The sequence below is a fragment of the Maribacter litoralis genome (assembly GCF_902506355.1).
GTDB lineage: Bacteria > Bacteroidota > Bacteroidia > Flavobacteriales > Flavobacteriaceae > Maribacter > Maribacter litoralis.
On record NZ_LR733271.1, the window covers coordinates 420,233 to 438,447 of the forward strand.

The 18,215-nt window shown below is 35.0% G+C and carries 18 protein-coding genes; 6 read left to right on the forward strand and 12 right to left on the reverse strand.

What is annotated here, in order from left to right; genetic code table 11:
* Window positions 1-9: 9 nt before the first annotated feature.
* From pdxH to EXIGUO8A_RS01680, 9 genes are all read right to left on the reverse strand, one after another.
* Window positions 10-657 carry a pyridoxamine 5'-phosphate oxidase gene (gene pdxH / locus EXIGUO8A_RS01640; protein ID WP_159301697.1) on the reverse strand — a complete coding sequence of 216 codons (648 nt, stop codon included), beginning with the start codon at window positions 655-657 and terminating at the stop codon, window positions 10-12.
* Window positions 658-735: 78 nt separating this feature from the next.
* The gene (locus EXIGUO8A_RS01645) at window positions 736-1,641 is read right to left on the reverse strand and encodes a ribonuclease Z (RefSeq protein WP_159301698.1); all 906 of its coding nucleotides are present in this window, start codon (window positions 1,639-1,641) and stop codon (window positions 736-738) included.
* Window positions 1,642-1,681: 40 nt separating this feature from the next.
* Window positions 1,682-2,014, reverse strand: coding sequence for a ribonuclease Z (locus tag EXIGUO8A_RS01650; RefSeq protein ID WP_116769811.1), 333 nt, complete (start codon window positions 2,012-2,014; stop codon window positions 1,682-1,684).
* Between the two features lies 1 nt (window position 2,015).
* Window positions 2,016-2,942, reverse strand: a complete 927-nt coding sequence (locus EXIGUO8A_RS01655; protein WP_159301699.1) for an aspartate carbamoyltransferase catalytic subunit — start codon at window positions 2,940-2,942, stop codon at window positions 2,016-2,018.
* Between the two features lie 4 nt (window positions 2,943-2,946).
* Window positions 2,947-3,486 carry a bifunctional pyr operon transcriptional regulator/uracil phosphoribosyltransferase PyrR gene (gene pyrR / locus EXIGUO8A_RS01660; protein WP_116769813.1) on the reverse strand — a complete coding sequence of 180 codons (540 nt, stop codon included), beginning with the start codon at window positions 3,484-3,486 and terminating at the stop codon, window positions 2,947-2,949.
* Between the two features lie 113 nt (window positions 3,487-3,599).
* Window positions 3,600-4,328, reverse strand: coding sequence for a LytR/AlgR family response regulator transcription factor (locus EXIGUO8A_RS01665; protein ID WP_159301700.1), 729 nt, complete (start codon window positions 4,326-4,328; stop codon window positions 3,600-3,602).
* Window positions 4,325-5,359, reverse strand: a complete 1,035-nt coding sequence (locus tag EXIGUO8A_RS01670; protein ID WP_159301701.1) for a sensor histidine kinase — start codon at window positions 5,357-5,359, stop codon at window positions 4,325-4,327. Before EXIGUO8A_RS01670 ends, EXIGUO8A_RS01665 begins: the two co-directional genes overlap by 4 nt.
* A 7-nt stretch (window positions 5,360-5,366) precedes the next feature.
* Window positions 5,367-5,708 (reverse strand): DUF4907 domain-containing protein, encoded by a 342-nt coding sequence (locus EXIGUO8A_RS01675; RefSeq protein ID WP_159301702.1) that lies wholly within the window; start codon window positions 5,706-5,708, stop codon window positions 5,367-5,369.
* A 74-nt stretch (window positions 5,709-5,782) separates the two neighbouring features.
* Window positions 5,783-6,775 carry a Kelch repeat-containing protein gene (locus EXIGUO8A_RS01680; protein WP_159301703.1) on the reverse strand — a complete coding sequence of 331 codons (993 nt, stop codon included), beginning with the start codon at window positions 6,773-6,775 and terminating at the stop codon, window positions 5,783-5,785.
* 241 nt (window positions 6,776-7,016) lie between these two features.
* Between EXIGUO8A_RS01680 and EXIGUO8A_RS01685 the strand changes: the two genes are divergently transcribed.
* A complete protein-coding gene (locus EXIGUO8A_RS01685) occupies window positions 7,017-8,357 on the forward strand; it encodes a DUF4270 family protein (RefSeq protein WP_236564412.1) in 1,341 nt (446 codons plus the stop codon).
* Complete coding sequence (locus EXIGUO8A_RS01690; protein ID WP_159301704.1) at window positions 8,347-9,597, forward strand: OmpP1/FadL family transporter; 1,251 nt, start codon at window positions 8,347-8,349, stop codon at window positions 9,595-9,597. The genes EXIGUO8A_RS01685 and EXIGUO8A_RS01690 overlap by 11 nt, the downstream gene beginning before the upstream one ends.
* Window positions 9,598-10,036: 439 nt before the next feature.
* Here the strand turns inward: EXIGUO8A_RS01690 and rpsA are convergent, their stop codons facing one another.
* Window positions 10,037-11,872 carry a 30S ribosomal protein S1 gene (rpsA, locus tag EXIGUO8A_RS01695; RefSeq protein WP_159301705.1) on the reverse strand — a complete coding sequence of 612 codons (1,836 nt, stop codon included), beginning with the start codon at window positions 11,870-11,872 and terminating at the stop codon, window positions 10,037-10,039.
* A gap of 264 nt (window positions 11,873-12,136) precedes the next feature.
* Between rpsA and EXIGUO8A_RS01700 the strand changes: the two genes are divergently transcribed.
* Window positions 12,137-12,517, forward strand: coding sequence for a LysM peptidoglycan-binding domain-containing protein (locus EXIGUO8A_RS01700; protein ID WP_116769819.1), 381 nt, complete (start codon window positions 12,137-12,139; stop codon window positions 12,515-12,517).
* 51 nt (window positions 12,518-12,568) lie between these two features.
* On the opposite strand, the gene cmk is transcribed toward EXIGUO8A_RS01700, so the two are convergent.
* Both cmk and lon read right to left on the reverse strand, forming a co-directional pair.
* Entirely contained in the window at window positions 12,569-13,264 is a 696-nt protein-coding gene (cmk, locus tag EXIGUO8A_RS01705; RefSeq protein WP_159301706.1) for a (d)CMP kinase, read from the reverse strand.
* A gap of 28 nt (window positions 13,265-13,292) precedes the next feature.
* Complete coding sequence (gene lon, locus EXIGUO8A_RS01710) at window positions 13,293-15,743, reverse strand: endopeptidase La (protein ID WP_159301707.1); 2,451 nt, start codon at window positions 15,741-15,743, stop codon at window positions 13,293-13,295.
* A gap of 263 nt (window positions 15,744-16,006) precedes the next feature.
* Between lon and EXIGUO8A_RS01715 the strand changes: the two genes are divergently transcribed.
* Genes EXIGUO8A_RS01715 through EXIGUO8A_RS01725 form a run of 3 tightly spaced genes read left to right on the forward strand, consistent with a single transcriptional unit; the run spans window position 16,007 to window position 18,196 of the window.
* Window positions 16,007-16,561, forward strand: coding sequence for an RNA polymerase sigma factor (locus tag EXIGUO8A_RS01715; RefSeq protein ID WP_159301708.1), 555 nt, complete (start codon window positions 16,007-16,009; stop codon window positions 16,559-16,561).
* Complete coding sequence (locus EXIGUO8A_RS01720; protein ID WP_116769822.1) at window positions 16,561-17,124, forward strand: hypothetical protein; 564 nt, start codon at window positions 16,561-16,563, stop codon at window positions 17,122-17,124. The genes EXIGUO8A_RS01715 and EXIGUO8A_RS01720 overlap by 1 nt, the downstream gene beginning before the upstream one ends.
* Entirely contained in the window at window positions 17,105-18,196 is a 1,092-nt protein-coding gene (locus tag EXIGUO8A_RS01725; protein ID WP_159301709.1) for a DUF4097 family beta strand repeat-containing protein, read from the forward strand. Before EXIGUO8A_RS01720 ends, EXIGUO8A_RS01725 begins: the two co-directional genes overlap by 20 nt.
* Window positions 18,197-18,215: the final 19 nt, after the last annotated feature.

Sequence of the window (18,215 nt, forward strand, 5' to 3'; positions counted from 1 at the left end):
TTTATAGTATTAAGGGGCCAATCGTTCCATTTTCCATTCATATTCATCTGTAAGGGTATACCTAATGCGATCATGTAATCTATTAGGTCTGCCTTGCCAAAACTCCATAGAAACCGGTCTTACCAAATAGCCTCCCCAATGCTTTGGTCTTTCTATTTCTTTATCGGAATATTCCTTTTCCAACCTTGCCAAGTTATCTTCTAAAACTGCTCTAGAATCAATTACAGTACTTTGTTCAGACACCAAAGCACCTAATTTACTACCTTCTGGTCTAGACTCAAAATAACCATCTGAAAGGTTCTCGGGCAATTTTTCGGCTACACCTTTTATGATTACCTGGCGTTCTAAATTTGCCCAAAAAAAGGATAGACATAGATTTGGGTTTTCACTGATAGCTTTACCCTTTTCACTATTATAGTTAGTGTAAAAAATAAAACCTTCATGCGTATATTTCTTAAGCAGTACTACCCTGCTCTTAGGAAAACCATCTAAACCTACCGTAGATACTGTCATAGCATTAGGCTCGTCTACTCCGTCAGAGTTTTCCACCTCATAAAACCACGTTTGAAAGAGCTGAATAGGATTGTCAGATATACTGTCTTCCATCAACGCACTTTTCTCGTAAGATTTTCTATAATCGCCTAAATCTTTTTGCATCATTTTCGTGTTAAAAACAAGATAAACAAAGTTCTAAAAAGAAAGGAAAATAAATGGTATAAAAACGGATTAAAAGGTTTAAAAATCGAAAGTCTTGCCATCATCGGCAAGAAGTACATTTGGAAAAACTGTTGACGCTTCTTCTTTAAAAAGTACTATAGATTTATAACGGGTAGAATAATGGCCTAACACTAAGGTTTTTACGTTGGCATCCTTCGCTACTTGTGCCGCTTGTTTTGCTGTAGCATGCTTCGTTTTTGCCGCTAAATGCGCTTCTGAATCTAAAAAAGTAGACTCATGATATAAAACATCTACTTCTTTAACCTTATCTGCCAAGCTTTCATCGTAAATGGTATCACTGCAAAAGGCATATGATTTTGGTTTAGGTGGGTCATACGTAAGTTCTTTATTAGGCACTATACTACCATTGTCTAACGTTATATCCCTTCCATTTTTTAAATTGTTATAATAAGCCTTATCAATACCATACTTTTCAACAGCAGCAACATTCAGCTTTCGTTTACCAAGCTTTTCCTTAAACAAATAACCGTTGGTATATACTCTATGATCTAAGGGAATTGTGCTTACGCTTATTTTATCATCCTCAAAAATAAGCTCTGTTTCTTTGCTGGTAAGCTCATGAAACAGCAAAGGATAATTGGTCCATGAATCTCCAAGCTTTAAAAGTAAGGTAATAGCCTCCTTAATACCTTTTGGTCCGTATACATGCAATTCTTTATCCCTACCTAATAAACGCATTGTAGAAATAAAGCCCGGTAGACCAAAAAAATGGTCTCCATGAAGATGGGAAATAAAAATATGATTAATTCTAGAAAATTTAATTTTATGCCGCCTAAGTTCCACTTGCGTACCTTCTCCACAATCTATTAAAACAACATGATTATTTATCTCGAGAACTTGTGAAGTTGGGTTGGTAAGGGTTCTTGGTGTTGCCGCATAACAACCCAATACAGTGAGGTGCATAAAAAATACTTAATTATTCATATTCGTTCAATGGATATATTTAAATACCCAAATCACGTTCTATTTCTTCCATTTCAACAATGTCCCTAGCTTCTTGAAGCGTGGGCACTAAATTGATTTCTTCTGGTACATCATCATAAGACACCTTATCTGATACTAAAACGAACGACTGTTCATTCTTTTTATGCATTCTAGCTATTTCTAAAAACGAAATAACGTTATAAGGCGTCAACTTAGTGAAACTCAATAAGTCTAACACCAAATTATCGTTCTTTAATTTTGCATATTCCTTTTGCAAATTCTCCAAAAAACGCTCAATAGAAATTTCTTCTTGAGAAACAATAATCAACGATTCTTCTTTTGTAAAAATCATATCATTTAATTTTAGATGCTAACAAATAAATTACCGCCATACGAATGGCAACTCCATTTTCTACCTGATTCAAAATAATTGATTGTTTTGAATCGGCAACATCACTTGTAATTTCAACTCCCCTATTTATTGGTCCGGGGTGCATAATTACAATTTCTTTATCCAAACTATCAAGTAGTTTTTTATTCACTCCAAATTGTTGGGTGTATTCTCTGGTGGTCGGAAAATATGATATATCCAACCTTTCGTTTTGTATACGCAACATGTTTGCTACATCGCACCATTCCAGCGCTTTCCTCAAATCTGTTTCTACACCTACACCTAAAGATTCTATATATTTAGGTAACAAAGTTTTAGGCCCACATACCTTAACATTTGCTCCTTGTAATATGAGAGCAAAAATATTTGAGAGCGCCACCCTTGAGTGAAGAATATCACCTACAATAACTACATTTTTACCAGCAACATCACCAAGTTTTTCTCGTATAGAATAAGAATCCAGTAATGCCTGTGTAGGATGCTCATGTGCACCGTCACCAGCATTGACAATAGATGCATTTACATGCTTCGATAAAAATATACCCGCTCCAGGGTTAGGATGCCTCATAACCACCATATCCACTTTCATAGATAAGATATTATTAACGGTATCAATTAAAGTTTCCCCTTTCTTTACCGATGATTGGCTGGCTGAAAAGTTTAATACATCTGCAGATAAACGTTTTTCTGCCAATTCAAAAGACAATTTTGTTCTTGTACTGTTTTCGAAAAATATATTGGCAATCGTAATATCTCTAAGTGAAGGAACCTTTTTAATTGATCGGTTGATCACTTCCTTAAAATGATCGGCAGTTTCAAAAATAAGCTGAATATCGGTTTCCTTTAGGTATTTTATTCCCAGTAAGTGTTTAACACTCAGTTCGCTCATTTTCTTATCTATTTACTAAATATATAATATCTTCCCCATCATTTTCTTCCCACATCACCTTTACTTTCTCATCGTTTATGGCATCGACCTGACGGCCTCTGTAGTTTGGCTGTATTGGCAAATGTCTACTAAACCTACGGTCTATTAAACATAAAAGCTCTACATCTTTAGGCCTTCCAAAAGATTGCAAGGCGGTTAATGCGGCATTTATACTTCTACCTGTATACAAAACATCATCTATTAAGACGACGTTCTTATCTTCTACTAAAAAATCAATTTTCGTTTTGGTAGCCTCCAAGGTCTTTTCTCCCCTTCTAAAATCATCACGATAAAAAGTAATGTCCAAAAAACCGAGGTCTATCTGCTTTACTTTATACTCCTCTTTTAATATTTTGTTTAATCGTTCGGCAAGGAATTTACCCCTAGGCTGTATACCTATTAAAACGGTGTTTTCAAAACTTAAATGATTTTCAAGCAATTGACAAGCCAATCTATGCAGGATGATATGTATTTCTTTGGAAGAGAGTAAAACTTTTTGACTCATAATGGGCACCCGTGCTTTTAGCTTAACAAAAATAGAGAATTCTATCTAAACTTTGATAGCTTAAATTAGGTTGGAAGTTCAAAAAAATAAAATTACTTCTTTGTATGTATTATCTATAAGCCCAAAATAGAAAAGAAAGCTTCTTTATGGCTTTCACCTATTGGTATACGCATATCGTTGATAACAATTCTATTACGTTGTACCGTTTTAATATAATTTACATTGACCACGTAAGATTTATGAACCCTAAGAAATTGGTTAGAAGGTAATTTACTCATGATTTCCTTAAAGCTCATAAGGGTCAAAATAGTCTTATTTGTATTGGCTATATGGATTTTCAAATAATCTTTTAAGCCTTGTACATATTCAATTTGGTCTAAATCTATCTTAATACTTTCGTACTCGGCCTTAACAAAAATGAACTTTTTTTCAACTGTACTATCACCGGTAGAGGAGAAAACATTTGCTTCCATAATAGGTTTTTGCTTTTTAGATATTAGATCTTGTACTCTTGACACAGATTTTATAAAACGGTGATATGGTATTGGCTTTACCAAATAATCTACCGCATTCAACTCAAAACCATCTACTGCATATTGCGAATAAGCGGTAGTGAATATGAACAATGGTCTATTATCCAAAGTTCCCATAAAATCAATTCCGTTAATTTGGGGCATTTCGATATCACAAAAAATTAAATCGATTTTCTTCTTTTTTATTTCTGTAATCGCATCAAGCGGATTGGTATACGTATTAACCAAGTCTAAAAAATCTAGCTTTTCACAGTAACCAGAAAGAATTTCAATGGCTAATGGCTCGTCATCTATAATTATACATTTCATAGGCTAGAATGTTTTTGGTAAATGGTTAATGATACTTCGTAATCTTTACCGTCATTTTCGACTTCAAGTTTATGAAGACCAGGGTATATCAATTTTAATTGATTTCTAATATTTTCAAGACCTATACCTGAGTTTTTGGTAGGCTCCCTAAAAATTCCAATCTTATTCTTTACGTTTAAATAAATAGAGGTATCGGTAATGGTCAAAGTTATTTTAACATAGGTTTTACCTTTATAGTCCGTACCATATTTAAAGGCATTTTCTATAAACGAAATAAACATTAAAGGAGGTACCGCCCTACCTCTATCTTCCCCTGTTATTTTTAAAGATACGTTTTCACTATCAGATAATCGTAACCGCTGTAATTGAATATAACTTTTTATATAATCGATTTCTTTATTTAAGGGAACCAAATCTTTATCTGCCTCATAAATCATATATCTCATTAGCTCAGACAAGTCGACTATAGCTTCAGAAGTATCTGGAGATTTTTTTACAGATAAGGCATAAATAGTATTTAGGGAATTGAATAAAAAATGTGGATTCAATTGAGCTTTTAAGAACTGCAACTCAGACTTAATATTCTCTTTTTCAACCGATAAACGCAAGTTCTCATTACGTTTCCACTCTACATACATTCTTAAAATAGCACTTATTACATATGGTATTCCTAAATTTAAAAACAACTTATAATAAGGCATAATCATAAAGCCCCTTGGTCGTATTCGGTTAAAGAAAAAATTATCAGGAAATTTTGGCTCATAAAAGTGGTTGATCAACAACACTGAAATTGCCAATAAACCCAAGGAGACCAATATGTAAAAAAGAACACTTTTTTTCAGTAAATACTCAGGTACCAAATAAAAGTAATTGATATAAAAAAGAATAATGATTACAATGACCTTAGGGAATACATCAGACGGTATTGGTCTTGCATCGTTTAAAACAGGGTAAAATGTGAGTCCGTACAACAATATCCATATACTAATATGAACAACAATTTGAACCCTGTTTTTAATAATCAATTGCATAAAGAAACTATTGACCTTCCACGGCAGAAATATTCAATTCTGCCAAATCTGATGGTAATAAAATTGGTGATTTTCCATTTTCCAATTTCGACAGTACCAAGTTTGCTGTTTTTTGAGCTTGCTTTTCAGTCGTAAACTTTTGTTTACCTGGCAATCCGGGAATGTACTCTTGTAAAATTATTATCCGTTCTCCTTTTATTATTTGATAGCCATATCCATCATATAAATCTACCACCTGGCTATGAAATAATTTATTTTCATTGGCTACAGGTTGATTGTAAATTGAATAGCCTAACCCAAGTACCAAAAATAGCACAATTACAAGCGAATATTTTACGGTAGCACTCATAAATATATGTTTAAAAATGGGTCAACCTTTACAGATTGACCCAAAAAAATTAACAATTACACTCACATTGAAAATTAATCTTCATCATCATACTCATCCAAAGGAAAGAATTCATCTAAATCATCTAAGTATAAAGTACCTGTTCTTCCCATACCGATAAATACTCGGCTACCATTTGAAAAAGCAATGGCGTCTTGTCTTGTTGCTCCTTCAAAAGAAGTTTTTTGTTCCCATTCATCTGAAGCTGGATCATACTCCCAAACTGTATTGGTAGCACCACCTAACTCTCCGGTCGCTATATAACCGTAACCGTTTAACGTAAATCCAACAGCGTTACTTCTTGCAATTGAATAATCATCCTCTTCATCAAGATCCAATTTAGAAGTCCAACTTTCTGTAGTAGGGTCAAATACCCAAAAATCATCTAAGTAGACACCATTTGACACTCCGGTACCTAAATACACCAAACCATCAATGGTAAATGTAGTTGCCGATCTTCTTTTGTTTCCACCAAAACCAACTAATTCTGTCCAAGTATCGGTTGTAGGATCATATTTATAGAAATCTTTTCTATCGTTTTCACCATCGTAACCAGTACCTACATATCCAAATCCGTTTACACCAAACCCAACAGCACTTCTTCTTGCAGTGGGCAACGCAGCAATCTCCGTCCATGTATTTGAAGCTACATCATAACTATAAAAATCGGTCAGTTCATCAACACCATCATAACCAGAACCAATATACCCCGTACCATCTATTTCAAAACCTACAGCCGCATTTCTTGCCGCCCCAGGAAAATCGGCTTTTTGAGACCAATAATCTCCTTCTATATCATATGCCCAAAACGAAGCTAGGTAATCATCACCATCATAACCAACACCCATGTAACCAACATTATCTATTGTAAAACCAGATACACTACTTCTAGGGCTGCCATCAAAAACAGATTTATCTACCCAGTTACCTAAATCGTCATCGTCATCATCACTTGAACAACTTGTAATTACCATAGCCAACAGTGCCATACCAGTAATTTTGTACATATACGATTTTCTTTTATTCATTACGTTTTTGTTTTAAGGTTCTTTCTTTAAAAGATCAAATCTACTAGAGACCCTAACGTTCTAAAAAACACAATAGATTAAGATTGGTTTTTAACATACCAAAACCCAGTTTTTATCTACGAACACGAACATTTCATTAATAGTTCAAATAACAGCATTCATCCCTTAACATTACCGATTCGTCTATTCAGGTTTTTACAACCGTACTTGCTATTTAGTTTTGATGAAAATTAAATTTTAAATGAAGGTGTTCTTAAACAAACTACGTGCGCTACACATCATAATGATTGGTGGTTTATTGACGATAGTTGCTATTTCTTGCAGCGATGAAGTTTACAATGATTCTGATTTTGTAGCAGGTGAAACTTTTACAGACAGTAATATTAGACTTATACTGATTGACACACTAACAGTCAGTACCTCTACAATGAAATTTGATAGTTTAGTCACATCCGAATCTACTAGAATTCTTACAGGAAGATATATTGATGATGTTTTTGGCACAGTGACAACATCTAGCTACATGCAATTTTTACCAGATTCGTATACCATTGATTCTGAAGCGGTGTTCGACAGTCTTGTTATGGTGTTGGGTTATGACCAATATTATTACAATGACACCTTGCAGAAAAACACCATACACATTAAAAAAATCACTGAGAACTTAAGACCGGATAGTGATGACTACTTCTACAACACCAGTAGTATAACTTATGATGAAGAGGACTTAGGTTTTTACGAGTATAACCCAAGACCATTGGCAGGAGATTCTATAACCATTAAATTGATCGATGATTTTGGTTCAGATGTTTTCTCTAAACTACAGGAAAAAGATATAGTAAACTCTGATGAATACCGAGACTATTTTAAAGGGATCGGACTTTTACCTGATGAAACCGATAACGGTTCTATCATCGGTTTTTCAAAATCTTCTGAAAACACGTACATGCGACTTTATTATAGTACAGATACTGAATTTGAATTAGAACAAGAGTATATAGACATACAAATAGACGCAACTACCACTCCAATTCCATTTTTTAACAGCATTACCGCAGAAAACCCAATAACACCGTTACAAACATTAACCGATAGTAAGGTAAACTTGGCAAGCTCTGAATCTAATAATCAAAGTTATATTCATTCTGGTGTCGGTATAGCCATGCGGGTACAATTTCCAAGCATAACCAGTCTATATGACATACCTGGTAGCGGCACCATTTTAGACGGCACTTTAAAAATTAAACCGGTTGCACAATCTTATAACGACAACCTTAAATTGAGAGACACACTCGCAGTATATGTAGTGGACCAAAACAATGATTTGACCGAAACATTGACTTCTACTTCATATGCAATACTTAACAGAGACAATCAAGAATTCAATGACATCTATTACGAAATATCCTTGTCTTATTATTTAGAAGAACTTTATCTAAAAGACAGAGATCTTGATGATGCTTTAATCTTACTTCCCGTAGATTACAATTCTACTGTAGATCGATTTATTATGAGCGGAAACGGAAATGGGGAAAACGAAACAATTTTAGAATTAACATACGGTATTTACGATGAAGATTAACCAAATTATATATCTTACCATAGGAACATTATTTGCCATACAGCAAACTTCAGCACAGTCTGAAGCCCTTACCAGTTCTCCATATTCACTATACGGATTAGGGGTGATCAACCAAACCAGTATCGGAAAATTCAATAGTTTGGGCTATAGTGGCATTGGTATAAAATCACCTTACGAACTCAACAACTTAAACCCAGCCAATTACGCATTAATTCCACAAAACTCTTTTCTATATGATATTGGGGTAACAGGAGAATTCAACAGCTATAGCAATACATCGGACACAGAAGGAAAGTCTAACGTCAATTTTTCCAATATCGCATTCGGATTTAGAATTGCAGAAAATTTGGGAGCAGGTATCACTATGGTACCTTATAGTGATGTTGGATATTCGCTACTTGGAGTAAGTAGCAACATAGAGGGATCAACAGATACTTTTGAAAGTAATGTAACCGGCTTGGGCGGACTAAATGATATTAGACTTAATGTAGGTTATGCACTTACCCCAAAACTTAGATTAGGATTAAGTGCTTCGTTCTTATTCGGTAATATTGAAGAGACAGAATCGTTCATTTATAGCGCTTCTGCTTTCGAATCTGTAGAAAAAACGAATTATAGTGGTGCCAGACTAGGTTTTGGTTTGCAATATGATGTTAATGACAAAATCACCCTTGGTAGTACGGTGCAATTACCCACTAGTTTAGGTGGTAACTTAAAACGATCGGTAGATAAGTCATTATCCGGAATTGAAATTTCTGTAGAAGACGACACTTCTGACACTGTTTCAGACTTTAAATTACCTCTAGAGTTCGGTTTTGGTATGAGCATTAAACCTATTGAAGAATTAACTTTTAGTGCAGATTATAAAAAGAACTTTTGGACGGACACCGATCAGTCTGAAAATATAGGAAGTTATGAAGACCAAGATATATACGCTTTTGGTCTAGAATATATTCAAGACCCTACTAGTTACAAATACGGTCAAAGAATAGCCTATAGATTAGGGTACAACTATGACAACGGTTATTTAGCCATAAGTGACGAGAAAGTTGAAGGTTACAATTTTACTGCCGGTATTGGTATACCTACAAGTAGAGGAACACATTCTATGATCAACCTTTCATATAGCTATGGTTCTAAAGGGCTTTTGCAAAACGTTTTGGTCAAAGAAAACTACCACTTGCTCACTTTAAATCTAAGCTTAGAAGATATTTGGTTCGTGAAGAAAAAGGTGTATTAAAGTTAGTATAAAGTAAAACAGCATATTTATTACTCTTTTACTATTACAATCTCCACTAGTAATTCATTTATGTTAGAACCCTAATAGGAACCGACTGAATGAAAAACTAAAAAAGCCCAGATGAATAATCTGGGCTTTTACTTTTAATCTCTTTTGATAGAAGGTGAAAACTAATGAATTCATCACTTTCTAATACCTTGATTACTTCGCCTTTTCAGAAGTTTCGACCTCAGATATATAAAAGTAAAACAAATGATTCTATGACGAATATTTTCCTTTAAAACCCATCATCAAAGAAGTTTGTAACCAAGATTAATAATACCATATTGACGTGAATTTGCTTGTTATGTTTAATGTAAACCAATAACAAACAAAAAGCCCGGATATAAAATCCGGGCTTTTACCAATAATCCTTTTACAAGGATGTATGTTAATGAAATTACTTCTTCTTAGAATCAGCTTCCATTTTGTCTTTCAACGCTTGTAACGCATCGTTAGCATCACCTAAAGTTGGCTTAGCTTCATCTGCGCTAGCTGCTTGTCTTTTGACAGCTGCTTTAACATTACGTTGCTCTTCTTCACGGAAGATTGCAGTATGACTAGCTACTACACGTTTGAAGTCTTTATTGAACTCAATAATCTTGAATTCAGCTTCATCGCCTTTACCTAGTTTCTTACCATCTTCTTTTTCTAAATGACGTTGAGGAATAAATGCAGTAATATCATCATTAAATTCAATTGTTGCACCTTTATCAACTACATCAGAAATGGTTGCTGCATGAACTGTACCTAAAGCAAATTCAGTTTCATATTTATCCCATGGGTTTTCAGTAGTCTGCTTATGACCTAAGCTCAACTTACGACCTTCAACATCCAATTCCAATACTTCAACTTCTAAAGTATCACCTACGTTAGTAAATTCAGATGGATGCTTGATTTTCTTAGTCCAAGAAAGATCAGAGATGTAAATTAAACCGTCGATACCTTCTTCTAGCTCAACAAAAACACCAAAGTTCGTAAAGTTTCTTACGATACCTTTATGCTTAGAACCTACAGGGTATTTGGTAGTAATATCAGTCCAAGGGTCTGGAGTCAATTGCTTGATACCAAGAGACATTTTACGATCTTCACGATCTAATGTCAATACAACTGCTTCAACCTCATCACCAACATTTACGAAATCTTGTGCTGAACGCAAGTGCGTAGACCAAGACATTTCAGATACGTGGATAAGACCTTCAACACCTTCAACAACTTCGATGAACGCGCCGTAATCAGCTATAACAACTACTTTACCTTTTACTTTATCACCAATCTTAATTTCATCAGATAAAGCTTCCCAAGGGTGCTTCTCTAATTGCTTAAGACCTAATTGAATTCTAGATTTGTTTTCATCAAAATCAAGAATTACAACATTTAATTTCTGGTCAAGCTCAACAACCTCGTTCGGGTGGTTGATTCTGCTCCAAGAAAGGTCAGTAATGTGAACTAAACCATCAACACCACCAAGATCAATAAACACACCGTAAGAAGTAATGTTTTTAACAACACCTTCTAATACTTGTCCTTTTTCTAACTGGCTAATGATTTCTTTCTTCTGTTCTTCAATATCAGCTTCAATAAGCGCTTTATGAGAAACAACAACGTTTTTAAATTCGTGATTGATTTTTACAACCTTGAATTCCATTGTTTTGTTAACATACTGATCGTAGTCACGAATTGGCTTAACGTCAATTTGAGAACCTGGTAAGAAAGCTTCAATACCAAATACGTCAACGATCATACCACCTTTAGTTCTGCATTTAACAAAACCGCTAACGATTTCTTCTTTGTCATGAGCCGCATTTACACGGTCCCAAGCCATAATAGTTCTCGCCTTTCTGTGAGATAATACTAATTGACCACTTTTATCTTCACGGATATCGATCAATACCTCTACTTTGTCACCTACTTTTAAACCTGGGTTGTAACGAAATTCGTTCAACGAAATAACACCTTCAGATTTTGCGTTGATATCAATGATAGCTTCTCTATCAGTAATATAAACTACTTTCCCCTCTACTACTTCCTCATCTGCAGTATCAACGAAATTTTCAGCTACTAAATCTTCAAATTCCTTTAACTTAGAATCGTCTACACGCTCAATACCTTGCTCGTATTTTTCCCAGTTAAAGTTCTCTAAAAATTCTTGCGGATCTTGCTGTGGAGTCTCTACAGCTTGTTGTGTTGCTTCGGTAGTAGTTTCTACCTCTGCGTTTGTTTTTTCTTCAGCCATTTGCTGATCAATAATTTGTATTCCATAATCTTATCAAGATTTAAGCAACGACTATGAAAGTAGTTATATCGTTTTGTTTATCTAATCCCTTTTTCTCTTGATTGCCTTGCCAAAAAGGTGTGCAAAAATAAGCATTTTATTTAAATTAGACAACACAACTAATTATATATCATCCAACTAAAGAATATGGCACGATTTTAGAATGGAATACCTTAAATATGCTTATCTTAGAAGCATTATAATAACCATTAAAAAAGTATAATTATGAGTGTTAAAGCAAAATACCAAGGCGTTTTAGATCTTGGTGAGCAATTAGGGATAAAAGACGGTAACGTTACTGTTGAAGGCGATGTTCTTAAAGTAAAAGGACAAGCTGCGACTCCTTATGAAAAAGACCTAATTTGGGACAAAATTAAGGCAATTGGCGGTGAAAGCCCTTCTGATATAAAAGCGAACATTACTGTAGGAGATGATTCTGTTTATCACAGACACGTGGTAAAAAGTGGTGAATCTTTAAGTAAAATTGCTAAGCACTACTACGGTGACCCAATGAAATACAATGCTATTTTTGAGGCGAACACTAATATCTTAAAAAATCCTGATGTCATTCATCCTGATCAAGTATTGGTTATTCCTAACAAATAGTCCAAATACTATAAAAGTAAAAGAGGTTAGCATTGCTAACCTCTTTTACTTTTATCCTTGCTTTTCTATAACCCGAAGCGAATGTTCATAGATTCTTTGAAACTGATCCTCTAACCCTAAATCGCTATTGTCAAATTCAATGGCATCTTCTGCTTTCTTCAAAGGCGAAATTGCACGATTGCTATCTATATAATCTCGCTTCTGAACATTTTCTAAGATATCTTCATAAACAACGTTCTCTCCCCTATCTAACAATTCCTTATATCTTCTAACAGCTCTTTTCTCTGGTGATGCGGTCATAAAGATTTTAAGTTCTGCATCTGGAAATACTACAGTGCCAATATCCCTACCGTCCATAACTATACCTTTATCAATACCCATAGCTTGCTGCATGGCCACTAATTTTTTACGTACAGCTTCCAAGACCGCAACTTGACTTACATTCTTTGAAACTGGCATGGTGCGTATTTCCTTCTCAACATTTTCACCGTTTAAAAACATTTCGGCATAGCCAAGACTTGAATTAAACTCAAATTTCAATTCAATGGCATCTAGTTTTTGCTCTAGTGCCTCTTCATCTACCTTACCGGACTCCACAAAACCAGACCTCATGGCAAACAACGTTACCGCACGATACATTGCCCCTGTATCTACATATATATAATGTAATTTTTTGGCTAATTGCTTTGCCAATGTGCTCTTTCCTGTTGAGGAAAACCCGTCGATTGCAATGGTGATTTTTTTCATCTTCCCAAAAATATAAAGAAAAGCTAAGTTATAGCTCCTTAGCGTTCTTTACTTTAACATCAGTTATGGCAATATCAATTACCTCAGACATTTCTTTTACGTAATGGAAAGTCAATCCTTTTAAGTAAGACTCTTTAATCTCCTTAATATCACGCTCATTATCGGCACAAAGAATGATCTCTTTAATTTTCGCTCTTTTAGCAGCAAGAATTTTCTCTTTAATTCCACCCACTGGCAACACCTTACCTCGCAATGTAATCTCACCGGTCATTGCCAAGCTCTTTTTAATACGTTTTTGCGTAAACAAAGACACTAAAGAGGTCAACATGGTAATACCCGCACTTGGACCATCTTTAGGTGTAGCTCCTTCCGGTACGTGAATATGCACATTGTATTTTTCAAAAACAGAGGCATCTATTCCAAAACGATCGGCATTAGATTTTATATACTCCATTGCAATGGTCGCAGACTCTTTCATCACCTTACCAAGGTTACCGGTAATGCTCATTGTACCTTTACCTTTGGACAGGATAGATTCAATAAATAATATATCTCCACCAACACTCGTCCAGGCCAACCCTGTAACCACACCCGCTACTTCATTATTTTCATATTTGTCTCGCTGTAGTTTCGGCGAGCCCAATACCTCTATGATATCTTCATTACTTACTTTAACATCATACTCTTCTTCAGTAGCTATAGATTTAGCTGCATAACGTACCATTTTGGCTATTTGTTTTTCCAAGGAACGTACTCCAGATTCCCTCGTATAACCTTCCACAATCTTTTCTAATTGTGGCTTGCCAATTTTTAGATGACTAGCATCCAAACCATGTTCGGTCAATTGTTTTGGCAATAGGTGCTTTTTAGCGATTTCTACCTTTTCCTCAATAGTGTAACCGCTTACATGGATAATTTCCATACGGTCTCTAAGTGCCGGCTGAATGCTACCCAAGTTGTTCGCGGTAGCCACGAACATAACCTTAGATAAATCATATCCTAATTCCAAAAAGTTATCATGGAAGTCACTATTCTGCTCTGGATCTAACACCTCAAGCATTGCAGAAGAAGGATCTCCTTGATTACTGTTAGATAACTTATCTATCTCATCTAAAATAAAAACAGGATTTGATTTACCAGCTTTTTTAAGACTTTGAATAATTCTACCTGGCATGGCACCAATATATGTCTTACGGTGACCTCTTATTTCTGCTTCATCCCTAAGACCACCTAAAGACATTCTAACGTACTCTCTACCTAAAGCCTCAGCAATAGATTTACCTAATGAAGTTTTACCTACCCCTGGCGGTCCGTACAGACAAAGTATTGGAGACTTCATATCATTACGAAGTTTCAACACCGCCAAATACTCTATGATCCTTTTTTTAACATCTTCTAAACCATAATGGTCACGGTCTAAAATTCTTTCAGCCCTTTTTAAATCGAATTTATCTTTGGAATATTCTTTCCAAGGTAAATCCAACAATAAATCCAAGTAATTCCTTTGAATGGAATATTCCGCTACTTGCGGGTTCATTCTTTTCATTTTGGAAAGCTCTTTTTCAAAGTGCTCTTTTTCCTTCTTGCCCCATTTCTTTTTCTTGGACTTTTCCTTCATCTCCTCAAGTTCCTCATCATAAGAAACCCCGCCCAATTCTTCTTGAATGGTTTTCATCTGCTGATGCAAGAAATACTCTCTCTGTTGCTGATCAAGATCATTTCTAACCTTAGATTGTATATCGTTCTTTAGCTCAAGTTTTTGCATTTCAACATTCATATATTTCAATGTTGCCAATGCCCTTTCTTGAAGACTTCCTATTTCTAATAAATCTTGCTTCGCCTTTACATCTAGATTCAAATTAGATGAAACAAAATTGATTAAAAAAGAATTGCTTTGAATATTCTTAATAGCAAAAGATGCTTCGCTTGGTATATTAGGGTTATCCCTAATTATTTTTAAGGCCAGTTCTTTAATAGACTCAATAATTGCCAAAAACTCTTTATCGTTCTTTTCTGGTCTTACCTCTTCCGTTTCTCTTACCGTTGCCGTTATGTAAGGTTTCTTAGTTAAGACCTCAGCAATTTCAAAACGCTTTTTACCCTGTATGATTACCGTAGTATTACCATCTGGCATTTGAAGCACTCGTAAAATTTTGGCTACGGTACCCAAGGTATTGATATCCTTTACATCGGGGTTTTCCGTTTCCTCATCTTTTTGGGAAACAACACCTATGACCTTAGAACCATTGTTCGCATCTTTAATTAAATGGATACTTTTATCTCTACCCGCTGTAATAGGAATTACTACACCAGGAAAAAGTACTGTATTCCTTAAAGGCAATATCGGCAAGGTTTCCGGTAAGGTCTCACTGTTCATTTGCTCCTCGTCTTCAGGAGTCAACAATGGTATTAGCTCAGAATCTTGGTCTATTCCTTGTAAGGACATATTGTCAAAATTTGAAAATTTAGAATCTCCCATACTCATATATCGGTCATTCTGTCATTAAAACAACAGAATTTTGTTTTTATAAATTATACATAATTGCCATAAAAACCATGAAAATCAGTTAAATACAGCTTTTTGCACTTTCATTTGCTATTATCTAATTCAATTCTTGTGCCAACTGAAAAAAATCATTTTAAATAATACTCCCTTTATAACATATTGATTCATTAAAAATTATTTCCATCAAACTGTAACAAACTGTAATTTGGTTCATCTTTCAATAAACCAATCACTTTTTGAGCCAACAAAGAGAACATATTGATGAGCTAGTGCAATTGTGCTTAGCCGGTGTACAGAGTGCACAGCTAGAAGTGTACAACAGGTATTACAAGGCCATGTACAATACATCTCTCAGAATTGTAAAAGACACTGCCCAAGCAGAAGACATTATGCAAGAATCGTTTCTAAGCGCATTTACGAAACTGCATACTTTTAAAGGGGAAGTAACTTTTGGATCCTGGTTAAAGCGTATTGTTATCAATAACAGTATACATCAATATAGAAAGCAACAGAAAAAAAACGAAGTTGCTTTAGATGAAGTATTGTACAAGGTCGAAGATAATGACGGAATTGCATCTGACCATGTGTTTACAGAACTAAAGGCTCAAAAAGTGATGGAAACCATGAAAGATTTAAAAGACAACTACAGAATTTCTTTGACCTTACATCTAATTGAAGGGTTCGATTATGATGAAATTAGTGAAATAATGAACATTAGTTATGCCAATTGCAGAACTACCGTTTCACGAGCAAAAGAAAGTTTAAGAAAGAAATTAACACTCGCAGTCTAATGAAGAAAGATACTATTGACGAGCTTTTTAATAAGCTACAGGACAAAATGGATTATGCTGAACCCACTAGCGGGCACGAACAACGGTTTTTAGATAAATTGAACGCGTCTAAAGGTGTGGCAACACTTGCACCGAAGAAAAAGAATAATTGGTTGCTTTTTCTTTCGGTCGCAGCATCGATTGCCATTTTATTATCGGTAGGGCTATCGCAATTTAATACAGCAACAAGTATTGAAGAAAAGGTTGCCGAGATTTCTCCCGAAGCTTCTAAAACACAGTTCTATTTCGCAAACTTAATCGAAGAGCAGGTAAAGGAACTAAATTCAGAAAAATCACCGGAAACAGAAAAAATTATCAACGATACCATGGCGCAATTGAAAAAGCTTCAATTGAACTATACCAAAATGGAACAAGACCTATTAAATGGTGGCAATAGCAAATTAATATTAAGTGCTATGATCACAAATTTCCAAACAAGAATTGACCTTTTAAACGAGGTAATGATACAGATTGAGAATATTAAATCAATAAAAAAATCAAATGATGAAAACTTTACTATATAAATATACTTGGTTGCTACTTTTAGCTTTTACAACTGTAGCAAGCGCGAACGAAACCTCTTTTGACGGCAAGCATACCCGAGAAAAGACCATTAAAAAAGAATTTAACGTAAGTGCCAACGCTCTACTAAAAATAGACAACTCTTACGGCAATCTGAATATTACTTCTTGGAACGAAAATAGAGTGGTCATTGAGGTACACATAAAGACCAACGGCAACAACGAGGACAAGGTTCAAAAAAAATTAGATGAAATTTCTGTTGATTTTGAAGCTAACAACGAAAAAGTCTATGCAAAAACTATTTTCAACAAAAGCAATAATGGCTGGGGATGGAGCTGGGGAAACAACAATAATGTGAACATGCAGATCAATTATACCATTAAAGTTCCTGTTAAGAATAATGTGGACCTAAGTAATGATTACGGAAATATTATATTGGACAGAATAGATGGGCATGCAAAAATAAATTGCGATTATGGTAGGTTAGAACTTGGAGAACTTAGGGGGCGCAATAACCGCTTAAACTTTGATTATACCTCAAAATCTACCATTGGTTTTATCAATAGTGGAGAAATTAGAGCAGATTACTCTGGCTTTACCATTGAAAAAGCAGGCGACCTCCACATCAATGCAGATTATACCAATGCCAGTATTCATAAAATGGGCAACTTGAATTACACGAGTGATTATGGTAATATGGATGTTGAAGAACTACAGAGCATAGATGGCACCGGCGATTACATAACGGTTAAGCTAGGTGAAGTGCATGGTGACGTTTCCATTACTGCAGATTATGGATCCATTAGAATTGACGAACTTGCCGAAGATGCGGGAGACGTTGATATTAGAACCGACTATACAGGAGTTAAAATTGGATACAATAGCGCCTATCACTTCGATTTCGATATCTCTACGAGTTACGCTGGCGTAAGCGGAAAAGACGATTTTACCATTAACATCAGCACAGAAAAATCTTCCGACAAGCACTATGAAGGGTTTTATGGCTCTAAAGGAAGTGGCAATAAAATAACGCTGTCAAGTGACTATGGCGGCATAAGCTTTAGTAAAAAATAATCAATCAATTAAAAATGAA

Excerpts from the sequence above, each read along its gene's own strand:
- pdxH (WP_159301697.1), bottom strand. The coding sequence starts at position 657 with ATGCAAAAAGATTTAGGCGATTATAGAAAATCTTACGAGAAAAGTGCG.
- EXIGUO8A_RS01645 (WP_159301698.1), bottom strand. The coding sequence starts at position 1,641 with ATGCACCTCACTGTATTGGGTTGTTATGCGGCAACACCAAGAACCCTT.
- EXIGUO8A_RS01650 (WP_116769811.1), bottom strand. The coding sequence starts at position 2,014 with ATGATTTTTACAAAAGAAGAATCGTTGATTATTGTTTCTCAAGAAGAA.
- EXIGUO8A_RS01655 (WP_159301699.1), bottom strand. The coding sequence starts at position 2,942 with ATGAGCGAACTGAGTGTTAAACACTTACTGGGAATAAAATACCTAAAG.
- pyrR (WP_116769813.1), bottom strand. The coding sequence starts at position 3,486 with ATGAGTCAAAAAGTTTTACTCTCTTCCAAAGAAATACATATCATCCTG.
- EXIGUO8A_RS01665 (WP_159301700.1), bottom strand. The coding sequence starts at position 4,328 with ATGAAATGTATAATTATAGATGACGAGCCATTAGCCATTGAAATTCTT.
- EXIGUO8A_RS01670 (WP_159301701.1), bottom strand. The coding sequence starts at position 5,359 with ATGCAATTGATTATTAAAAACAGGGTTCAAATTGTTGTTCATATTAGT.
- EXIGUO8A_RS01675 (WP_159301702.1), bottom strand. The coding sequence starts at position 5,708 with ATGAGTGCTACCGTAAAATATTCGCTTGTAATTGTGCTATTTTTGGTA.
- EXIGUO8A_RS01680 (WP_159301703.1), bottom strand. The coding sequence starts at position 6,775 with ATGAATAAAAGAAAATCGTATATGTACAAAATTACTGGTATGGCACTG.
- EXIGUO8A_RS01685 (WP_236564412.1), top strand. The coding sequence starts at position 7,017 with ATGAAGGTGTTCTTAAACAAACTACGTGCGCTACACATCATAATGATT.
- EXIGUO8A_RS01690 (WP_159301704.1), top strand. The coding sequence starts at position 8,347 with ATGAAGATTAACCAAATTATATATCTTACCATAGGAACATTATTTGCC.
- rpsA (WP_159301705.1), bottom strand. The coding sequence starts at position 11,872 with ATGGCTGAAGAAAAAACAAACGCAGAGGTAGAAACTACTACCGAAGCA.
- EXIGUO8A_RS01700 (WP_116769819.1), top strand. The coding sequence starts at position 12,137 with ATGAGTGTTAAAGCAAAATACCAAGGCGTTTTAGATCTTGGTGAGCAA.
- cmk (WP_159301706.1), bottom strand. The coding sequence starts at position 13,264 with ATGAAAAAAATCACCATTGCAATCGACGGGTTTTCCTCAACAGGAAAG.
- lon (WP_159301707.1), bottom strand. The coding sequence starts at position 15,743 with ATGGGAGATTCTAAATTTTCAAATTTTGACAATATGTCCTTACAAGGA.
- EXIGUO8A_RS01720 (WP_116769822.1), top strand. The coding sequence starts at position 16,561 with ATGAAGAAAGATACTATTGACGAGCTTTTTAATAAGCTACAGGACAAA.
- EXIGUO8A_RS01725 (WP_159301709.1), top strand. The coding sequence starts at position 17,105 with ATGAAAACTTTACTATATAAATATACTTGGTTGCTACTTTTAGCTTTT.